Annotated in this window: 16 protein-coding genes; 4 read left to right on the top strand and 12 right to left on the bottom strand. The window is 64.3% G+C overall.

All coding sequences use genetic code 11. The features are described from left to right. Positions 1-43: 43 nt before the first annotated feature. Positions 44-1,111 (top strand): GGDEF domain-containing protein, encoded by a 1,068-nt coding sequence (locus EDE08_RS08470; protein WP_061880365.1) that lies wholly within the window; start codon positions 44-46, stop codon positions 1,109-1,111. Positions 1,112-1,279: 168 nt separating this feature from the next. Here the strand turns inward: EDE08_RS08470 and EDE08_RS08465 are convergent, their stop codons facing one another. From EDE08_RS08465 to EDE08_RS08425, 9 genes are all read right to left on the bottom strand, one after another. Continuing rightward, a complete protein-coding gene (locus EDE08_RS08465; RefSeq protein WP_131868493.1) occupies positions 1,280-1,729 on the bottom strand; it encodes a TfoX/Sxy family protein in 450 nt (149 codons plus the stop codon). Between the two features lie 182 nt (positions 1,730-1,911). After that, positions 1,912-2,253, bottom strand: a complete 342-nt coding sequence (locus tag EDE08_RS08460) for a HesB/IscA family protein (RefSeq protein ID WP_131868867.1) — start codon at positions 2,251-2,253, stop codon at positions 1,912-1,914. A gap of 117 nt (positions 2,254-2,370) precedes the next feature. Beyond that, positions 2,371-2,742, bottom strand: a complete 372-nt coding sequence (locus EDE08_RS08455; protein ID WP_063683732.1) for an SUF system Fe-S cluster assembly protein — start codon at positions 2,740-2,742, stop codon at positions 2,371-2,373. After that, positions 2,739-3,986, bottom strand: a complete 1,248-nt coding sequence (locus EDE08_RS08450) for a cysteine desulfurase (protein WP_131868492.1) — start codon at positions 3,984-3,986, stop codon at positions 2,739-2,741. Before EDE08_RS08450 ends, EDE08_RS08455 begins: the two co-directional genes overlap by 4 nt. Continuing rightward, positions 3,983-5,305 carry a Fe-S cluster assembly protein SufD gene (sufD, locus tag EDE08_RS08445; RefSeq protein WP_131868491.1) on the bottom strand — a complete coding sequence of 441 codons (1,323 nt, stop codon included), beginning with the start codon at positions 5,303-5,305 and terminating at the stop codon, positions 3,983-3,985. The genes EDE08_RS08450 and sufD overlap by 4 nt, the downstream gene beginning before the upstream one ends. Before the next feature lie 12 nt (positions 5,306-5,317). Beyond that, the gene (gene sufC, locus EDE08_RS08440; RefSeq protein WP_131868490.1) at positions 5,318-6,067 is read right to left on the bottom strand and encodes a Fe-S cluster assembly ATPase SufC; all 750 of its coding nucleotides are present in this window, start codon (positions 6,065-6,067) and stop codon (positions 5,318-5,320) included. Between the two features lie 133 nt (positions 6,068-6,200). Continuing rightward, positions 6,201-7,697: a Fe-S cluster assembly protein SufB gene (gene sufB, locus EDE08_RS08435; RefSeq protein ID WP_131868489.1), complete on the bottom strand. Its 1,497-nt coding sequence runs from the start codon at positions 7,695-7,697 to the stop codon at positions 6,201-6,203. Positions 7,698-7,810: 113 nt separating this feature from the next. Beyond that, positions 7,811-8,950 (bottom strand): cysteine desulfurase family protein, encoded by a 1,140-nt coding sequence (locus EDE08_RS08430; RefSeq protein ID WP_131868488.1) that lies wholly within the window; start codon positions 8,948-8,950, stop codon positions 7,811-7,813. Between the two features lie 48 nt (positions 8,951-8,998). Continuing rightward, entirely contained in the window at positions 8,999-10,192 is a 1,194-nt protein-coding gene (locus tag EDE08_RS08425; protein ID WP_131868487.1) for an acyltransferase family protein, read from the bottom strand. A 179-nt stretch (positions 10,193-10,371) separates the two neighbouring features. Here EDE08_RS08425 and EDE08_RS08420 point away from each other — a divergent pair, with 179 nt between their 5' ends. Next, on the top strand, positions 10,372-11,232 hold the full coding sequence (locus EDE08_RS08420) for a LytTR family DNA-binding domain-containing protein (protein ID WP_245524732.1): 861 nt from the start codon (positions 10,372-10,374) through the stop codon (positions 11,230-11,232). Positions 11,233-11,561: 329 nt separating this feature from the next. Next, complete coding sequence (locus tag EDE08_RS08415) at positions 11,562-12,209, top strand: alpha/beta hydrolase (RefSeq protein WP_024337874.1); 648 nt, start codon at positions 11,562-11,564, stop codon at positions 12,207-12,209. Positions 12,210-12,219: 10 nt separating this feature from the next. Here the strand turns inward: EDE08_RS08415 and EDE08_RS08410 are convergent, their stop codons facing one another. From EDE08_RS08410 to EDE08_RS08400, 3 genes are all read right to left on the bottom strand, one after another. Then, the gene (locus tag EDE08_RS08410) at positions 12,220-12,543 is read right to left on the bottom strand and encodes a DMT family transporter (protein WP_131868485.1); all 324 of its coding nucleotides are present in this window, start codon (positions 12,541-12,543) and stop codon (positions 12,220-12,222) included. Positions 12,544-12,552: 9 nt separating this feature from the next. Then, positions 12,553-13,230 carry a glutathione S-transferase family protein gene (locus tag EDE08_RS08405; protein ID WP_131868484.1) on the bottom strand — a complete coding sequence of 226 codons (678 nt, stop codon included), beginning with the start codon at positions 13,228-13,230 and terminating at the stop codon, positions 12,553-12,555. Between the two features lie 322 nt (positions 13,231-13,552). Next, a complete protein-coding gene (locus EDE08_RS08400; protein ID WP_131868483.1) occupies positions 13,553-14,656 on the bottom strand; it encodes an anhydro-N-acetylmuramic acid kinase in 1,104 nt (367 codons plus the stop codon). A gap of 165 nt (positions 14,657-14,821) precedes the next feature. Between EDE08_RS08400 and tyrS the strand changes: the two genes are divergently transcribed. After that, positions 14,822-16,075 carry a tyrosine--tRNA ligase gene (gene tyrS, locus EDE08_RS08395; protein ID WP_131868482.1) on the top strand — a complete coding sequence of 418 codons (1,254 nt, stop codon included), beginning with the start codon at positions 14,822-14,824 and terminating at the stop codon, positions 16,073-16,075. Positions 16,076-16,077: the final 2 nt, after the last annotated feature.

The raw sequence follows: 16,077 nt of genomic DNA, 5'->3' as shown, positions 1-16,077 counted from the left end.
TTGCTGCGGTCGGGGGCGCGCCGGCCGCTGTGGGGTATGTTCCGTGATCAAGGTGCTCGATGAACACGAACGCACGATGGCGTTCGCCGAGGTGGCGCTCGGTCAGATCCGATCGCTTCGGCAGACGGCAATTCCCCGCAATTACGAGATCTGGTACGTCTACGCCACCGGATACAACGCGCCGCTCAACAAGATCATCAACGAGACGCTGGCGCGCAGCGGCAAGCTGACCGAAGCCGATCTCGAGCAGATCTACGAGACTTATCTCTCCCACATCAAGACCACCGACCGCATCGACAAGGTCGGCGCCCGCGTCATCGGCGAGATCGACGACGTGATGAAGGTCCTGGGCGACGCGCTCGGCATGACCAGCGCCTACGACGCCAGCCTGTCGGGCGCGACCGAGAAACTGTCGTCAGCCAAGAGCCGCGACCAGCTCAAGACGATCGTCGAGGCCCTGCTGCGCTCGACCAGCGAGATGCGCGAGACCAACAAGGCGCTGGAAGACCGACTCACGCTGTCGAAGAACGAGATCAGCAATCTCCAGCAGAGCCTGGAAGCGATCCGCGCCGAGAGCCTGACCGATCCCCTCACCGGCCTCGGCAACCGCAAATATTTCGACCGCATGATCGGCATGGCCGTGCAGAACGCGCTCGCCTCGGGCGAGCCGCTGTCGCTGCTGCTGTTCGACATCGATCACTTCAAGTCGTTCAACGATTCCTACGGCCATCTCACCGGCGACCAGGTGCTGCGGCTCGTCGGCCTTTCGATGAAGCAGACCATCAAGGGCCAGGATATCACCGCACGCTATGGCGGCGAGGAATTCGCGGTCGTGCTGCCGAACACCGCGCTGCGCCAGGCTCTCACGGTGGCCGACCACATCCGTCGCGCCGTGATGGCGAAGGAATTGAAGAAGAAATCGACCGGCGAGATCCTCGGCCGCGTCACCATCTCCGTCGGAGTCTCCATGCTGAGGGAGGGCGACGACACCGACGCGCTGATCGAGCGTGCGGATGCCTGCCTCTACGCCGCCAAGCGCAATGGCCGCAATCGCGTGATCTGCGAAGCCGATCCGGAATACGCGGCCGAGACACCCAGCCGCGTGGCGTGAGGCCCGATCCATTTATCGATGTCATTCCGGGGTGCGCCTCTTGGGCGCGAGCCCGGAATCCATACTCACGATGGTGGTTATGGATTCCGGGCTCCCGGCTACGCCGCGCCCCGGAATGACGGCGACAATGGAGCATAGTTTGGCTTGATTCGCGGGTCCGCCTCCGCGCTACGACCTGCGGCGGACGCGTCGCTCGGTCCCAGCTTTCTCAGTCCGCCGCTTCCTAGCCTCGGCCTTTCTCGGCTGCGCTTTCTTCGCCGCCGTCTTTTTCGCTGCCTTCTTCGCCTTCGGCCGCTTCTTCACCTTGGCGCGTTGGGCCGCGGCGAGGGCCGCCCTCGCCCATTGTGCAAGCTCTGCGGAATCATCGAACAGGCGTGCGGGCAACTCCCAGTAGGAATTGACCACCACGGTCTTGGCGCGGGTCGAATACTGGAACGGCTTTGAGCCTTCGGCCTCGAAGTCTGGAATGGTCGTTTCGTCGGCGCGGAAGAACAGGCCGGCGCGCAGGGACAGCGCGAAATTGACACCGTCGGCGGAGATGCCGTAGCCCGAGAACATCTTGCGGATGGTGACGGGGCCAAAATCGGCGAACAGGTCGATCAGGAATTCGCGGTCCATGGCCCAATACTCTCCCAGATGTCGTCCCCGCGAACGCGGGGACCCATAACCACAGGGAGAAGTTTAGCGAGGACTGTTCGTCATGCCAGTGTCGGTACGAACACCGCCCGTCACCGATAGATCACGCGGTATGGGTCCCCGCGTTCGCGGGGACGACAGCGGAGGGCTTGGCGCGAGCCGGGCTACCCGTCGATCTTGGCCGGACGCAGCTCGACCGATTCGCCGCAGCCGCAGGCGGAGACCTGGTTGGGATTGTTGAAGACGAACTGCGCCTGCATCTTGTCGGCCCTGTAGTCCATCTCGGTGCCGAGCAGGAACAGCACGGCCTTGGGATCGACCAGGATCTTGACGCCCTTGTCCTCGACGACCTCGTCGGTCGGGCGGACATCATGGGCGTATTCGACCGTGTAGGACTGACCGGCACAGCCGCCATTCTTCACGCCCACGCGGAGGCCCACGATCTCGGAGTCTGCACGCTGGGTCAGCTCGCTGATGCGCTGGGCGGCGGCATCGGTCAGCCGCATCACCTGCGGGCGCGGCCGCCGTGGCTTCGGGGTGGATGCTGGTGTCGAGCCTGACGAAATTTGGGTCATATCAATGATGTGGTCCGTTGCGGCGCGAATTCAATGCCGGTGGTGGCGTCACCACATGTTGAGCACGAGACGCGCCTCGTCGCTCATGCGTTCCGGCGACCACGGCGGCTCCCAGACGACCTTGACGTCGACCACGCCGACGCCAGGGACGCTGGCGACCGCGTTCTCGACCATGGTCGGCAGTTCGCCGGCGGCCGGACAGTTCGGCGTCGTCAGCGTCATCTGCACGTCGACCGAGCGGTCATCCTTGATCTCGACCTTGTAGATCAGGCCGAGCTCATAGATGTCGGCCGGAATTTCCGGATCGAACACGGTCTTGAGCCCGGCGATGATCTCGGTGGTCAGACGCTCGGTCTCCTCCGGCGGCAGCGCCGAATGGGTCTCCATCGGATTGGCTTTGATTTCAGCCGTGTCACTCATGCGAACAAATCCCGCGCCTTCAGCAGCGCCTGTGCCAGATGATCGACTTCTTCCCGCGTATTATACATGCCGAACGAGGCCCGGCACGTCGCGGTCACGTTGAACCGCTCTAAAAGCGGCATCACGCAATGGGTGCCGGCGCGCACCGCGATGCCCTGACGGTCGATCACGGTGGCGACGTCATGGGCATGCGCGCCCTTGAGCTCGAAGGAGATCACCGGGCCCTTGCCCCGCGCCGTGCCGATCAGCCGCAGCGAATTGATCTCGCGCAGCTTCTCCTGGGCATAGGTGGTGAGATCGTGCTCGTGCGCGGCGATGCGCTCCTTGCCGATCGAATTGACATAGTCGATGGCGGCGCCAAGGCCGACGGCCTCGACGATGGGCGGGGTGCCGGCTTCGAACTTGTGCGGCGGGTCGCCATAGGTGACGATGTCGCGCGAGACCTCGCGGATCATCTCGCCGCCGCCATTGTAGGGGCGCATCGCGGCGAGGTGGTCGTACCTGGCCCAGAGCACGCCGATGCCGGTCGGCCCGTACACCTTGTGGCCAGTGAAGACATAGAAGTCGCAGCCGATGTCCTGGACATCGACCGGCAGATGCACCGCGCCCTGGCTGCCGTCGACGAGCACCGGAATGCCGCGGGCATGGGCGATCTTGACGACGTCCTTGACCGGCACGATGGTGCCGAGCGCGTTCGACATCTGCGTGATCGCGACCAGCTTGGTCTTCGGCGTCAGCAGCTTCTCGAACTCGTCGATGAGGAAATTGCCCTCGTCGTCGACCGGCGCCCATTTGATCACGGCACCCTGGCGCTCCCTGAGGAAATGCCAGGGCACGATGTTGGAGTGGTGCTCCATGATCGAGATGACGATCTCATCGCCATCTTTGATATTCGGCCCACCCCACGAGGACGCGACCAGGTTGATCGCCTCGGTCGCGTTGCGGGTGAAGATCACTTCTTCGGTGCGCGGCGCGTTGATGAACTGCGCCACCTTGGCACGGCCGCCCTCGTAGGCTTCGGTCGCGGCATTGGCGAGGTAGTGCAGGCCGCGATGCACGTTGGCGTACTCGCTCGTATAGGCCTGCGTCATGCGATCGAGCACCGACTGCGGCTTCTGCGCCGAGGCGGCGTTGTCGAGATAGACCAGCTTCTTGCCGTAGACCTGCAAAGCGAGCGCCGGGAAATCCTGGCGCACGCGCGCGACGTCATAGGTGCCGTTCTTGACTGCCGGATGGGTGCTCATGACCGCCGCTCCAGCCAGCGCTCGGCCATGCCGATCACGTGCTCGCGCAAACCATCGTCGGCGATCTGCTCGATCGCCTCGCCCACGAAGGCCTGGATCAACAGCGCCTGGGCCTGCTTCTCCGGCAGGCCGCGGGCTTTCAGATAGAACAACAGGGTGTCGTCCAGCGCGCCGGCGGTGGCGCCGTGGCCGCAGGACACGTCGTCGGCGAAGATCTCGAGCTCGGGCTTGTTGTCCGCCTCGGCTTCGTCCGAGAGCAGCAGCGCGCGCGTCATCATCTTGCCATCGGTCTTCTGCGCGTCGGGACGGACGATGATGCGGCCCTGGAACACCGAATGGGCGCGATCGTCGATCACGGCGCGGAAGATCTCGCGGCTCACGCAGTTCGGCACGGCATGGTCGACCACCAGCGTGGTGTCGCCGTGCTCGGTCTTCTGCAACAGGTTCACGCCGTTGATGGAGAGCTCGCTGCCCTCGCCCGCCAGCGTGATGAAGCCCTGCAAACGGCTGACCGCGGCGCCGCTGGTCATGTTGAAGAAATTGAGCTTGGTGTTGGCACCCACGGTGACGAACTGCGAGGTGATGTTCACCGCATCGGGCGCGTCGTCCATCAGACGGATGTGGGCGACGTCGGCGTCGTCGCCGATCCAGAGGATCACCGCATCGTTGACCTGATAGCCGCCTGCCTTTCCGGCCGCGACGAATGTCTCGATGATCGTGGCACGAGCAGCTTTGCCAATCCGCAGGTGCGAGCGGGTGAACGCGGACGCGCCAGCCGCCGTCGCAACATGGATGATCTGGATTGGCGCGGCCAGTTGCACACCGTCGGCGATCGTGACGACCATCCCATCCGTCGCCATGGCTGCATTGAGCGAGATCACTGCATCGGTCGAGGTGGTCCGGAGGAAATCGCCAGCGACCGGGTTAGCCTCGTTGTCCAGGATCTCGCGTAGCGTCTTGACACCCGCTTCTGAAACCAGCGCCTTCACGTCGGAGAGTTCGGCCGCGAACACGCCGTCGACCAGCACCAGCTTGCGGGCGCCTTCGATCGCATGCGCCTTCACCGCGTCCGAGGCGCGCTTCAGCGCGGCCGCATCGGGTGCAGCCGCCAGCGGCAGCACCTCACCGACCAAGGCGCGCAGATCGGTATATTTCCATTCCTCGATCCGGCGGTGCGGCAGGCCGAGGCGCTCGTAGCTCTCGAACGCCTCGCGGCGCGCCGCGATCACATCAGGCGATCCCGACAAGCGGCCTTCGGCGCTGGCGAACAGGTCGCTCACCGCACGGCCGCCTCCGGTCTTTGCCACAGCAACGTTCATCTTCAATAATCCTTACGCGGCCTCGAACTGGGCGTAACCGGACGCCTCCAGTTCCAGCGCCAGCTCCTTGCCGCCGCTCTTCACGACGCGGCCTCTCGACATCACGTGCACGACGTCGGGCACGATGTAGTTGAGCAGCCGCTGATAGTGGGTGATCACGACCATCGCGCGCCCCGGCGAGCGCAGCGCATTGACGCCGTCGGCCGCGATGCGCAGCGCGTCGATGTCGAGGCCGGAATCCATCTCGTCGAGGATGCACAGGCTCGGCTCGAACAGCGCCATCTGGAGCACCTCGTTGCGCTTCTTCTCGCCGCCGGAGAATCCGACATTGACGCCGCGCTTGAGCATGTCCTGCGGGATGTTCAGCGACTTCGAGACTTCACGGACCTTCTTGAGGAAGTCAGGCGTCGAATACTCGCTCTCGCCGCGCGCCTTGCGCTGCGCGTTGAGCGCGGTGCGCAGGAAGGTCATGGTGGCAACGCCGGGAATCTCGACCGGATACTGAAATGCCAGGAACACGCCCTTCGCGGCGCGCTCCTCCGGCGCCATCTCCAGGAGGTCCTCGCCCTTGAACAGGATCTGACCGTCGGTGACCTCATAGCCGGGCTTGCCGGCGATGACGTGCGAGAGCGTCGACTTGCCGGAGCCGTTCGGCCCCATGATCGCGTGCACCTCGCCCTCATTCACGGTCAGCGTCAGTCCGTGGAGGATCTCGCGCTCCTCGACACGAACCTTGAGGTCTTTCACTTCAAGCAAAGCCATTTTGTTTTTCCATCTATCCCCTCATCCTGAGGAGCGCTGCAAGGCGCGTCTCGAAGGATTGAGGCCAACAATCTTTCCGGTATCCATCCTTCGAGAGGGCCGCTTCCGCGGCCTCCTCAGGATGAGGTCCGAGCTAGCCGACCGACCCTTCGAGCGAGATCGAGATCAGCTTCTGCGCTTCCACCGCGAATTCCATCGGCAGCTGCTGCAGCACGTCCTTGACGAAGCCGTTGACGACGAGGCCGACCGCCTCCTCCTGGCTGAGCCCGCGCTGGATGCAGTAGAACAGCACGTCCTCGGAGATCTTCGACGTGGTCGCCTCGTGCTCGAACGTCGCCGACGAGTTCTTGGCCTCGATGTACGGCACGGTATGCGCGCCGCATTTGTCGCCGATCAGCAGCGAATCGCAGGCCGTGAAGTTGCGCGCGCCTGATGCCTTGCGGTGCGCGGTGACGAGGCCGCGATAGGTGTTCTGCGACTTGCCGGCGGCGATGCCCTTGGAGATGATCCGGCTCGTCGTGTTCTTGCCGAGGTGGATCATCTTGGTGCCCGAGTCGACCTGCTGGAAGCCGTTCGAGATCGCGATCGAGTAGAACTCGCCGCGGGAATTGTCGCCGCGCAGGATGCAGCTCGGATATTTCCAGGTGATCGCAGATCCCGTCTCGACCTGGGTCCAGGAGATCTTGGAGTTGGCGCCGCGGCAGTCGCCACGCTTGGTGACGAAATTGTAGATGCCGCCCTTGCCTTCGGCATTGCCGGGATACCAGTTCTGCACCGTCGAATATTTGATCTCGGCATCGTCGAGCGCGACGAGTTCGACCACGGCGGCGTGCAGCTGGTTCTCGTCGCGCTGCGGCGCGGTGCAGCCTTCGAGATAGGAGACGTAGGCGCCCTTGTCGGCGATGATCAGCGTGCGCTCGAACTGGCCGGTGTTGCGCTCGTTGATGCGGAAATAGGTCGACAGCTCCATCGGGCAGCGCACGCCCGGCGGCACGTAGACGAACGAGCCGTCGGAGAACACCGCCGAGTTGAGCGTCGCGTAGAAATTGTCCGAGGTCGGCACCACCGATCCCAGATATTTCTGCACGAGTTCAGGGTGCTCACGGATCGCCTCCGAGATCGGCATGAAGATCACGCCGGCCTTCTTCAGCTCCGCCTTGAACGTGGTCGCGACCGAGACCGAATCGAAGACGGCATCGACCGCGATCTTGCGGCGGGCCGGGTCTTCCTCGCCGGGCTTCGGCTCGACACCCTCGAGCATCGCGACTTCCCGCAAGGGGATGCCGAGCTTCTCGTAGGTCTTCAGGATCTCCGGATCGATCTCGTCGAGCGAGGACACCGTCTTCTTCGGCTTCGGCGCCGCGTAATAATAGAGATCCTGGAAGTCGATCTTGGGATAATCGACCCGCGCCCAGGTCGGCTCCGTCATGGTCAGCCAGCGCCGATAGGCTTCCAGCCGCCATTGCAGCATCCAGGCGGGCTCGTTCTTCTTTTCGGAGATGAACTTGACGGTTTCTTCCGACAGCCCCTTGGGGGCCTTGTCGGACTCGATCAGGGTCTCAAACCCATAACGATACTGGTCGACGTCGATGCGCTTCACGCGCTCGACCGTCTCTTGTACGGCTGGCATTCCATCCTCCGCTCGCGGTTTCAAGGACCGCGGTGGATCAAACTCGGTCGAGTATTACGATATTTCTCTGCGGAAAGCACGGGCTTAGAACCGTTCGAGCCGTGTTTCGTCGCTTAGCCCTTAAGTAGGGTATTACCAAGCTTTCGCCAAGCCTCTAACGCCCTATTGATGTCTTCTGGTCCCGTGGACCAGCCCAGACTGAGCCGCACCGCTCCCTGTGCGACCGCGGGGTCATAGCCCATGGCCGACAGGACGTGGGACGGCTGGACCTTGCCAGAGGAGCAGGCGGAGCCGGAGGAGACGGCGACCCCCTCCAGGTCGAAGCCGATCACGGCAGTTTCGGCCTTCAGATCGGGTGCGGTGAAGAGCACGGTGTTTGGCAAGCGTTCCACGTCGTCCGAAAAGACCGTCACCCTCGCAACGCTGCGCAGGCCATTTTCCAAACGATCTCTGAGGGTTGCCATTCGATTCACATCCTCCGGCAGAGCCTGAAGCGCGGCTTTCACCGCCGCCCCGAAGCCGGCGACTCCCGCGACATTCTCGGTTCCGGCCCGACGGCTGAGCTCCTGCCCGCCGCCCCGCAGCACCGGCTCCAGGCCGACGATCCCCTCGGCCATCACCAACGCGCCGACCCCCTTGGGGCCGCCGATCTTGTGCGCAGAAAAAGTGGCAAGGTCTGCGCCTACCTTATTGATATCGAACGGGATTTTACCAAGCGCCTGGATTGCATCGACGTGCAGGAGGCCGCCGGCCCCACGGGCGACGCTTGCGGCCTCAGCGATGGGCTGGAGCGCGCCGGTTTCGTTATTGGCGGCCATGATTGAAACCAGAGCTGGCGGGCCGTCCTTGAGCTGTGCCTTCAGATCCTCGAGGTCGACCACGCCGGAGCGCGTGACACGGATCGGGCCGATCCTGTCCGCCGGGAACCGGCCGCCGGCCAGCACCGAAGCATGCTCGACCGCCGAGACCAGCAGCCGCTCGACGGGGCCGCCCGAGGGCCCCCGCAGACCCGGCGAGAGCGCCAGCGCATTGGCCTCGGTTCCAGCGGAGGTGAAGATAACGTTCCGTGGCAGCGCGCCGACCGCGGCCGCGAGCACGGCGCGCGCCTCCTCGACCAGCCGTCGCGCCTCCCGCCCCTCGGCATGGACCGATGACGGATTGCCGACGAGGTCATAGGCCGCAACCATCGCCGCCCGCGCCTCGGGGCGCAGCGGCGTGGTCGCGTTCCAGTCGAGATAGACACGTGTCGGCATCTCGCCCTCTTAGCACCTTTTGCCAGCGGGCCAATCGGACGGAGCGTATCAGACCGGCTGGTGCTGCTCCGTCCTGAAAGCCGTCCGCGGCACCGCTCGCAATCCGAACAACGGCCGCAGGCAGGCGATGCGCCGGACGATTTCATAGGTCGTCACACATGTGAGTGCGGTCCCAATGATGACGATGGACGCCTCGATCCCGACCGGCATACCGGTGTCATGCAATTGATGGGCGATCACGATGATCGCGGTCTGATGCACGATGTAGTACGGGAAGATCGCGTCGGTCAGATAGCGGCGCACGGCGCTGTCGGCCGTGAAGTAGCGCCGCGCAAGGCCCAGCACGACGGCGATCGCGAGCCATTGATAGCACCCATAGGCCGAGGCGGCGAACCACCTCAACATGGGCGGCGGCGCAAACAGGCCGGCGCGTACCAGAATGAAGGCAGCGAAGCAGGCAGCGGCCGCCAGCAGCGCCACGAAGCGCTGGCGCTCGAGTTCGCGCCAGATGCCCTCCTGCTTCGCCAGCAGGAAACCGATCAGGAAGGCCGTCGCGTGGTCCGCGTGGTTGTACCAGTCGCCGAACAGCGCGTGCGTGGACGGAAAAGCCGGGAACAGCACCAGGCGCCAGGCGGCATAGAGCAGGCAGGGTGCGATCAGGAGCCATGGCCCGACGAGCACGCCCGCCAGCTTCCGGCCAAGCCAGTCGGCGCCGGCCGGCCACAACGCGAGGACGCCGATCAAGGCCATCGTGTAGATCCATAGATAGACCACGAACCAGAGATGGTTCCAGGTCGGCAACACGATGCACGGGTTCGGACAGAACTGCGCCCCAAAGGCAAAATAGTGCCGGGCGTAGAAATCGAAAAAGCCCGCGGAATAGCCGAGGCTCTCGACGATCTGGAGGTAGGACTGCGGCGGCACGATGATGAGCATGCCTGACATCAGTGGGATCAAGAGCCGCGCCGACCGTGCACCGGCCATCGAGCCGAGACTCGACTTGTCCAGCATGAAGCGCGTGGCAACCCCGGACACCAGAAACAGAAGCGACAGCCGCCAGGGGTTGAGGAACAGCATCACCGGTTCCAGCCAGCTGAGCCGGTGCACGCTCTTGATGTGAAATCCCCAGGACACGTAGAGCATGCCGACGTGGTAGAAGATCAGCAGCCCAAAGGCTAAAATCCGCACCCAGTCCAGATCGATGCGCCTGTCCGAGCTTTGGAATTGCTGTGGTGTTGGCATGGTATTCTGCTCCTTGACGGGACGACGAACGCGGTTTCCGGACCATGGCTGCTGACACCGAAAATGCTCCGCCGGCGGCGCGCGTCGAGCCGGTTTGGGATCAGAATCGGACACGGGGGGACGAGCCGCCCGCGGCCGGGACGAATAGCGGGCCTTTCGGGATCAACGGCGGCGACCGGATGATGTTCGCAGCGATCGCGGCCGTCGCGCTCGCGATCGGAATCGTCAACGCGTTTTCGTTCGCTCAGGACGCGGCCTGGCGCGGCGACAGCTACGACATCGGCCGGCGGCTGTTCTGGGAGATGTCGAGCATTGCCGTCATCCTGCTGCTGCTGCCGATCCTGGTGCTGGCGGTCCGCCGCATGCGCCGAACGCCCGGCCTTGCCGCCCGCGCAGCAATCGGGGCGATCACCCTGCTCGGCTTTTCGGCGCTCCACATCACCGGCATGGTCTGGGTGCGGAAGCTTGCGCTCTGGCTCGCCGGAGGAGCCTACGATTTCCGTTTCTCGCTTGCGACGGTCCTTTACGAATTCCGCAAGGATGCCGTGGCGGCTGTCCTGATCGCCGGCACGATCTGGCTGCTCGAAAGCCGCCGCGAGCTGAAGAGCGCCGCGGCCGCTCCGCCGGCACCACCGCCCCCCCAACAGGCTTCATCGCCGGATGTGATCTGGCTGCGCGACGGCGCGAGCCGCATTCGCGTGGTGCCGCGCGAGATCCTCTGGGTCGCCTCCGCTGGCAACTACATCGAGTACAGCCTCGCCGACGGCACCCAGCACCTGATCCGGGGCACGCTGGCGGCCGCGGAAAGCGAGCTGGCGCGATTCTCCATCGTTCGCGTTCATCGGACCAGGCTTGCCAATCTCGACCGGGTGCGCGGCGTGGACCTCAAGCCATCAGGAGATTTCGAGCTCGCCTTCGACAACGGCCAGGCGCTCGGCGGCAGCCGGCGTTACCGGCCGGCGGTCGCCTCGCTCGGAAGCCGAACCGCCCCTTCGGCAAGCGCCGTCGCCGATCCACCCGCGGCTCATAAACAATCGTGATTTCAAATGGTTGAGCGCCGCCCTTGCCCCGGCTCCGCCATTGCCCGATTCAACTGAGGCAGGTCCTGGCCGCGGCAGACAAGCCGGACATGACGCTGCCATGACCAGCTAAGCTCTTGAGCCGATTGAGAGATGTCGAAGATGCTTGCTTTTTGACCCTTGCCTCGTGTTAGAAGCGCGCGTCAGTTCAACCGCGCGCCACTCGCGCATCATCCGAGGGCGCGCTTCTCCACCTTTCATCCGTGCTCTCCTCGGTGGCGACGCTGGGAGAGCCACAATCGGACGATTGCGCAGGGATCACCTCCAAGGGACTTAAATCAGAGACATCCATGCCTGAAGTCATTTTTACCGGCCCTGCGGGCCGTCTCGAAGGCCGCTATCACCCGGCCAAGCAGAAGAACGCGCCGATCGCGATGATCCTGCATCCGCATCCGCAGTTCCACGGCACGATGAACCATCAGATCGTGTACCAGTGCTACTACGCCTTCGCGCATCGCGGCTTCTCGGTGCTGCGCTTCAATTTCCGCGGCGTCGGCCGCAGCCAGGGTTCGTTCGACCACGGCACCGGCGAATTGTCGGATGCAGCCGCCGCGCTCGACTGGGCGCAGACCATCAATCCCGAAGCGCGCGCCTGCTGGGTCGCCGGCTTTTCCTTCGGCGCCTGGATCGGCATGCAGCTCCTGATGCGCCGCCCCGAGGTCGAAGGCTTCATCTCGATCGCGCCGCCCGCGAACCTCTACGACTTCTCGTTCCTCGCGCCCTGCCCGTCGTCGGGCCTGATCGTGCATGGCGAGAAGGATGCGGTGGTGCCGCCGAAGGACGTCAACACGCTGGTCGAGAAGCTGAAGACGCAGAAGGGCATCGTGATCGACCAGCAGATCATCCCCGGCGCCAACCATTTCTTCGACGCCAAGCTCGAGCCACTGATGGAAACCATCACGGCCTATCTCGACATGCGTCTCGCCAACGTGCGGTGAAGGATGCAGCTCAAGCCAGCTTGAGCGCGACGATCCCCGTCAAGACGAGCGCGATGCCCGCAAGCTTCATCGCGCTCAAGGTCTCGCCGAACAACACCACGCCCATCACGAAGGTGCCGGCGGCGCCGATGCCGGTCCAGACCGAATAGGCGACGCCGATCTCGAGCACCTTCAAGGCGCGTCCGAGCAGGAAGACGAACGCGGCGAGCAGCACGAGCGATGCGATGCTCCAGCCGGGCCGCGTGTAGCCTTCCGCATATTTCATCGCGATCGCCCAGCCGACGTCGAGCAGGCCTGCGAGCACGAGCATGGCCCAAGCCAGCGACGGAGACATGGCGTGCGCTCAGGCCGCGAGCTTGAGCAGATGCGCGTCGTGCCGCACGAGGAAGGCGCGCAGCAATTGCGGATAGTCCGCGCCGACCGCGCTGCGCACACTCGGACGTTTCGCGAGATCGGCGCGCCACGCACTGACCTTCGGCACATCGCGGAAGATGCCGTGCTCGGTCAGCTCGTCGAACAGGTCGAAATAGCGGAAGATGGGCGCGAACACTGCATCGACCAGGCTGAATTGCGCACCGGAGAAGAATGGACCTGCGCCAAGCGCGGCCTCGACACGCGCGAACTTCGACACCAGCGCCTGTCTCTTGCTGTCGAAGGTCGCCGGATCGGTCGTCGTCTCCAGGCCCCAGAGATCGCCAAGGATCGCCGAGCCGAACTCCATCCAGGCGCGGTGCTCGGCGCGTTTCAACGGATCCGCCGGATGCAGCTTCGCGCCGCCTTGCGTTTCCTCGATGTACTCGCAGATCACGTTGCTCTCGAACAGCGCGACCTCGCCCCTGTCGTTCGTCACCACCAGCACCGGCACCTTGCCGAGCGGCGAGAGCTTCAGAAACCATTCGGGCTTGCTGGCGAGATCTATGTCGATCCGCTCGAACGGCACGCCCTTCTCCTTGAGCGCGATCACCGCGCGCTGCACGTAGGGACAAAGCTTGTGGCTGATCAGTTTCAACGAAGCGGTCATGGCGATGATCCCGGACGGTTAGATGCAACTGCATCCAAGATAGATGCATTCGCATCCACTCGTCAAGTTCAATGCACTTGCATGAAACTTCGAGGTTAGCGAGGAAGCTTCGAGTTTGAGTTTGCGGGACGCGGACAGTCCGCGTACCCCGGGCAAGCGCAATCTTTGCAACTGCACTTGTCGCCCTCAAGATGGTGATATCCGATCGCATGTCCGCAATGGATACAGTCCCCCGACGCCACCGAGAGGCGCCCCAGGCCGGAATCTCCTGAAGAATCCTTCACTTCCGATCTCCCTTGCAGATCCGCCAGCGCTCGCGCGATCAAGGCCGCGCCATGACCCCGCCCGTCATCGGCATCGGCACGCCCGTGGTAGCGGGATACGACAGCGGCAGGCCCTTCAGGCCGCGGGCGGCGAGGAAGCCGAAGGCCTGCGCCTCGATGGCATCGGAGGCCCAGCCGAGCGTCTCGGCGGCCTCGACGGTCGCCGAGCCCACCCGCTCCCGCAGCATCCGCAGCATGGTGAGGTTGCGGGCGCCGCCGCCGCAGACGATCCAGCTCCGCGGCCGCCGCGGCAACAGCGAAATGATGCGGGAGATCGCCGCCGCGGTGAAGGCAGTCAGCGTCGCGGCACCGTCGGCCGGCGCGACGTCGCCGAGCTTCAGGGCGGCAAAATCGTTGCGGTCGAGCGATTTCGGCGGCGGAGCCGCGAAGAACGGCAGCTCCAGCGCCCGCGCGATCCAGGCTTCGTCCACCTTGCCGAGCGCTGCGAATTTGCCTTCCGCATCGAACGCCTGGTTCATGGTGCGGTACATGAAATCGTCCAGGAGCGCATTGCCCGGGCCGGTGTCACAGGCAATCAGCGCCTCGTTGCCGTCGATATAGGTCACGTTGGAGACGCCGCCGATATTGACCACGACGATCGGCCCCTCGCGCTGCAGCGATTGGACAAGCGCCCGGTGGTAGACCGGCACGAAGGGCGCGCCCTGCCCGCCGGCCTCGACGTCGGCCGCGCGGAAATCATACATGACGGGAATATGGATCGCCCTGGCCAGTGCCCGCCCATCGCCGATCTGCACCGTCAGCCGCTTCTCGGGCCGGTGCAGCACAGTCTGGCCGTGGAAGCCGACGATGTCGATGTCCTCCGGCCTCATGCGATTCTGGGCGAGGAAGGCAGTCACCGCCTCGGCATGGGCCCGCGTCACCGCACGCTCGGCATCGGCCAGAATGCCCGGGCGGGCGTCGCGTTGCGAAAGATGCACGGCCTCGCTCAGCGCCTGGCGCAGCAGGTTGCGCTCGGCCGGGCTGTAGGCCCGGTAGCCGGTCGGCCCGAACGCCTTCACCTGTTTTCCGTCGGTTTCGATCAGCGCGACATCCACCCCGTCCAGCGAGGTGCCGCTCATCAGACCGAGTGCCGTCAACATCATGGATCAGCGTCCTCAAGAGACCCGCCCTGGCCTGCCGATCTTGTGCCAGAGGGACACATCTTATAATGCCAACGCGCCAAGTGGCGGGCGGTCATCGGGTTCCCGCGGAAGACCCTTAAATTGCCCCCAAAACAGTAAACCAAGAATTGTCAGGCATGCCGACAGATGACTGCATTTAAATCGGATTTCCTCAATATCCTGCAGGAACGAGGATTCATCCACCAGTGCTCCGATTTCGAGGGGCTGGATGCGCTCGCCGCCAAGGGCGAAGCCATCGCCTATGTCGGCTACGATTGCACCGCCCGCTCGCTGCACATCGGCAATTACCTGACCATGATGATGCTGCACTGGCTGCAGCAGTCCGGCAACAAGCCGATCACGCTGATGGGCGGCGGCACCACCATGGTGGGCGACCCCTCCGGCAAGGACGAGACGCGCGCCATGCGCACCGTCGCCGAGATCGAGGCCAACAAGGAATCGATCCGCGGCGTGTTCGCCAAGGTGCTGCGTTACGGCGAGGGCAAGAGCGACGCCATCATGCTCGACAATGCGGAGTGGCTGACCAGGCTGAACTGGATCGAGATGCTGCGCGATGTCGGCCGGCACTTCTCGGTCAACCGCATGCTGACCATGGACTCCGTGCGGCTGCGCCTCGAGCGCGAGCAGGAGATGAGCTTCATCGAGTTCAACTACATGGTCTGCCAGGCCTACGACTTCGTCGAGTTGGCCAAGCGCACCGGTTGCCGCTTGCAGATGGGCGGCTCGGACCAGTGGGGCAACATCATCATGGGCGTCGATCTCGGCCGCCGCATGGGCACGCACCAACTGTTCGCGCTGACGACGCCGCTGCTGACGACCGCCTCGGGCGCCAAGATGGGCAAGACCGCGCAAGGGGCGGTGTGGCTCAATGCCGACCAGTTCTCCCCGTATGACTTCTGGCAGTACTGGCGCAACACCGAGGACGCCGACGTCGGCAAGTTCCTGAAACTGTTCACGACGCTGCCGATCGCCGAGATCAAGAAGCTCGAGGCGCTTGGCGGCTCGGAGATCAACGAAGCCAAGAAGGTCCTCGCGACCGAGGCAACCGCGCTGCTGCATGGCCGCGATGCCGCGAACGAAGCGGCGGAGACCGCGCGCCGCACCTTCGAGGAAGGCGCGCTCGCCGAAAGCCTGCCGACGGTGGAAATTCCGCGCGGCGAGCTCGACGCCGGCCTCGGTGTGCTCAACGCCTTCGTCAAGGCAGGCTTGGTTGCCTCCAACGGCGAAGCGAGGCGCCAGATCAAGGGCGGCGGCCTGCGCGTCAACGACGCGCCCGTCACCGACGAGAAGATGGCCCTCTCAGCCGACAACCTGACTCCGGAAGGCGTAATCAAGCTGTCCTTCGGCAGGAAGAAGCACGTGCTCATCAAGCCTGCATAGGC

It is taken from the genome of Bradyrhizobium sp. R2.2-H (assembly GCF_004346455.1).
Taxonomy (GTDB): domain Bacteria; phylum Pseudomonadota; class Alphaproteobacteria; order Rhizobiales; family Xanthobacteraceae; genus Bradyrhizobium; species Bradyrhizobium diversitatis.
Note: the sequence above shows the minus strand (reverse complement) of the source record. Positions and strands in the feature narration are given on the sequence as shown.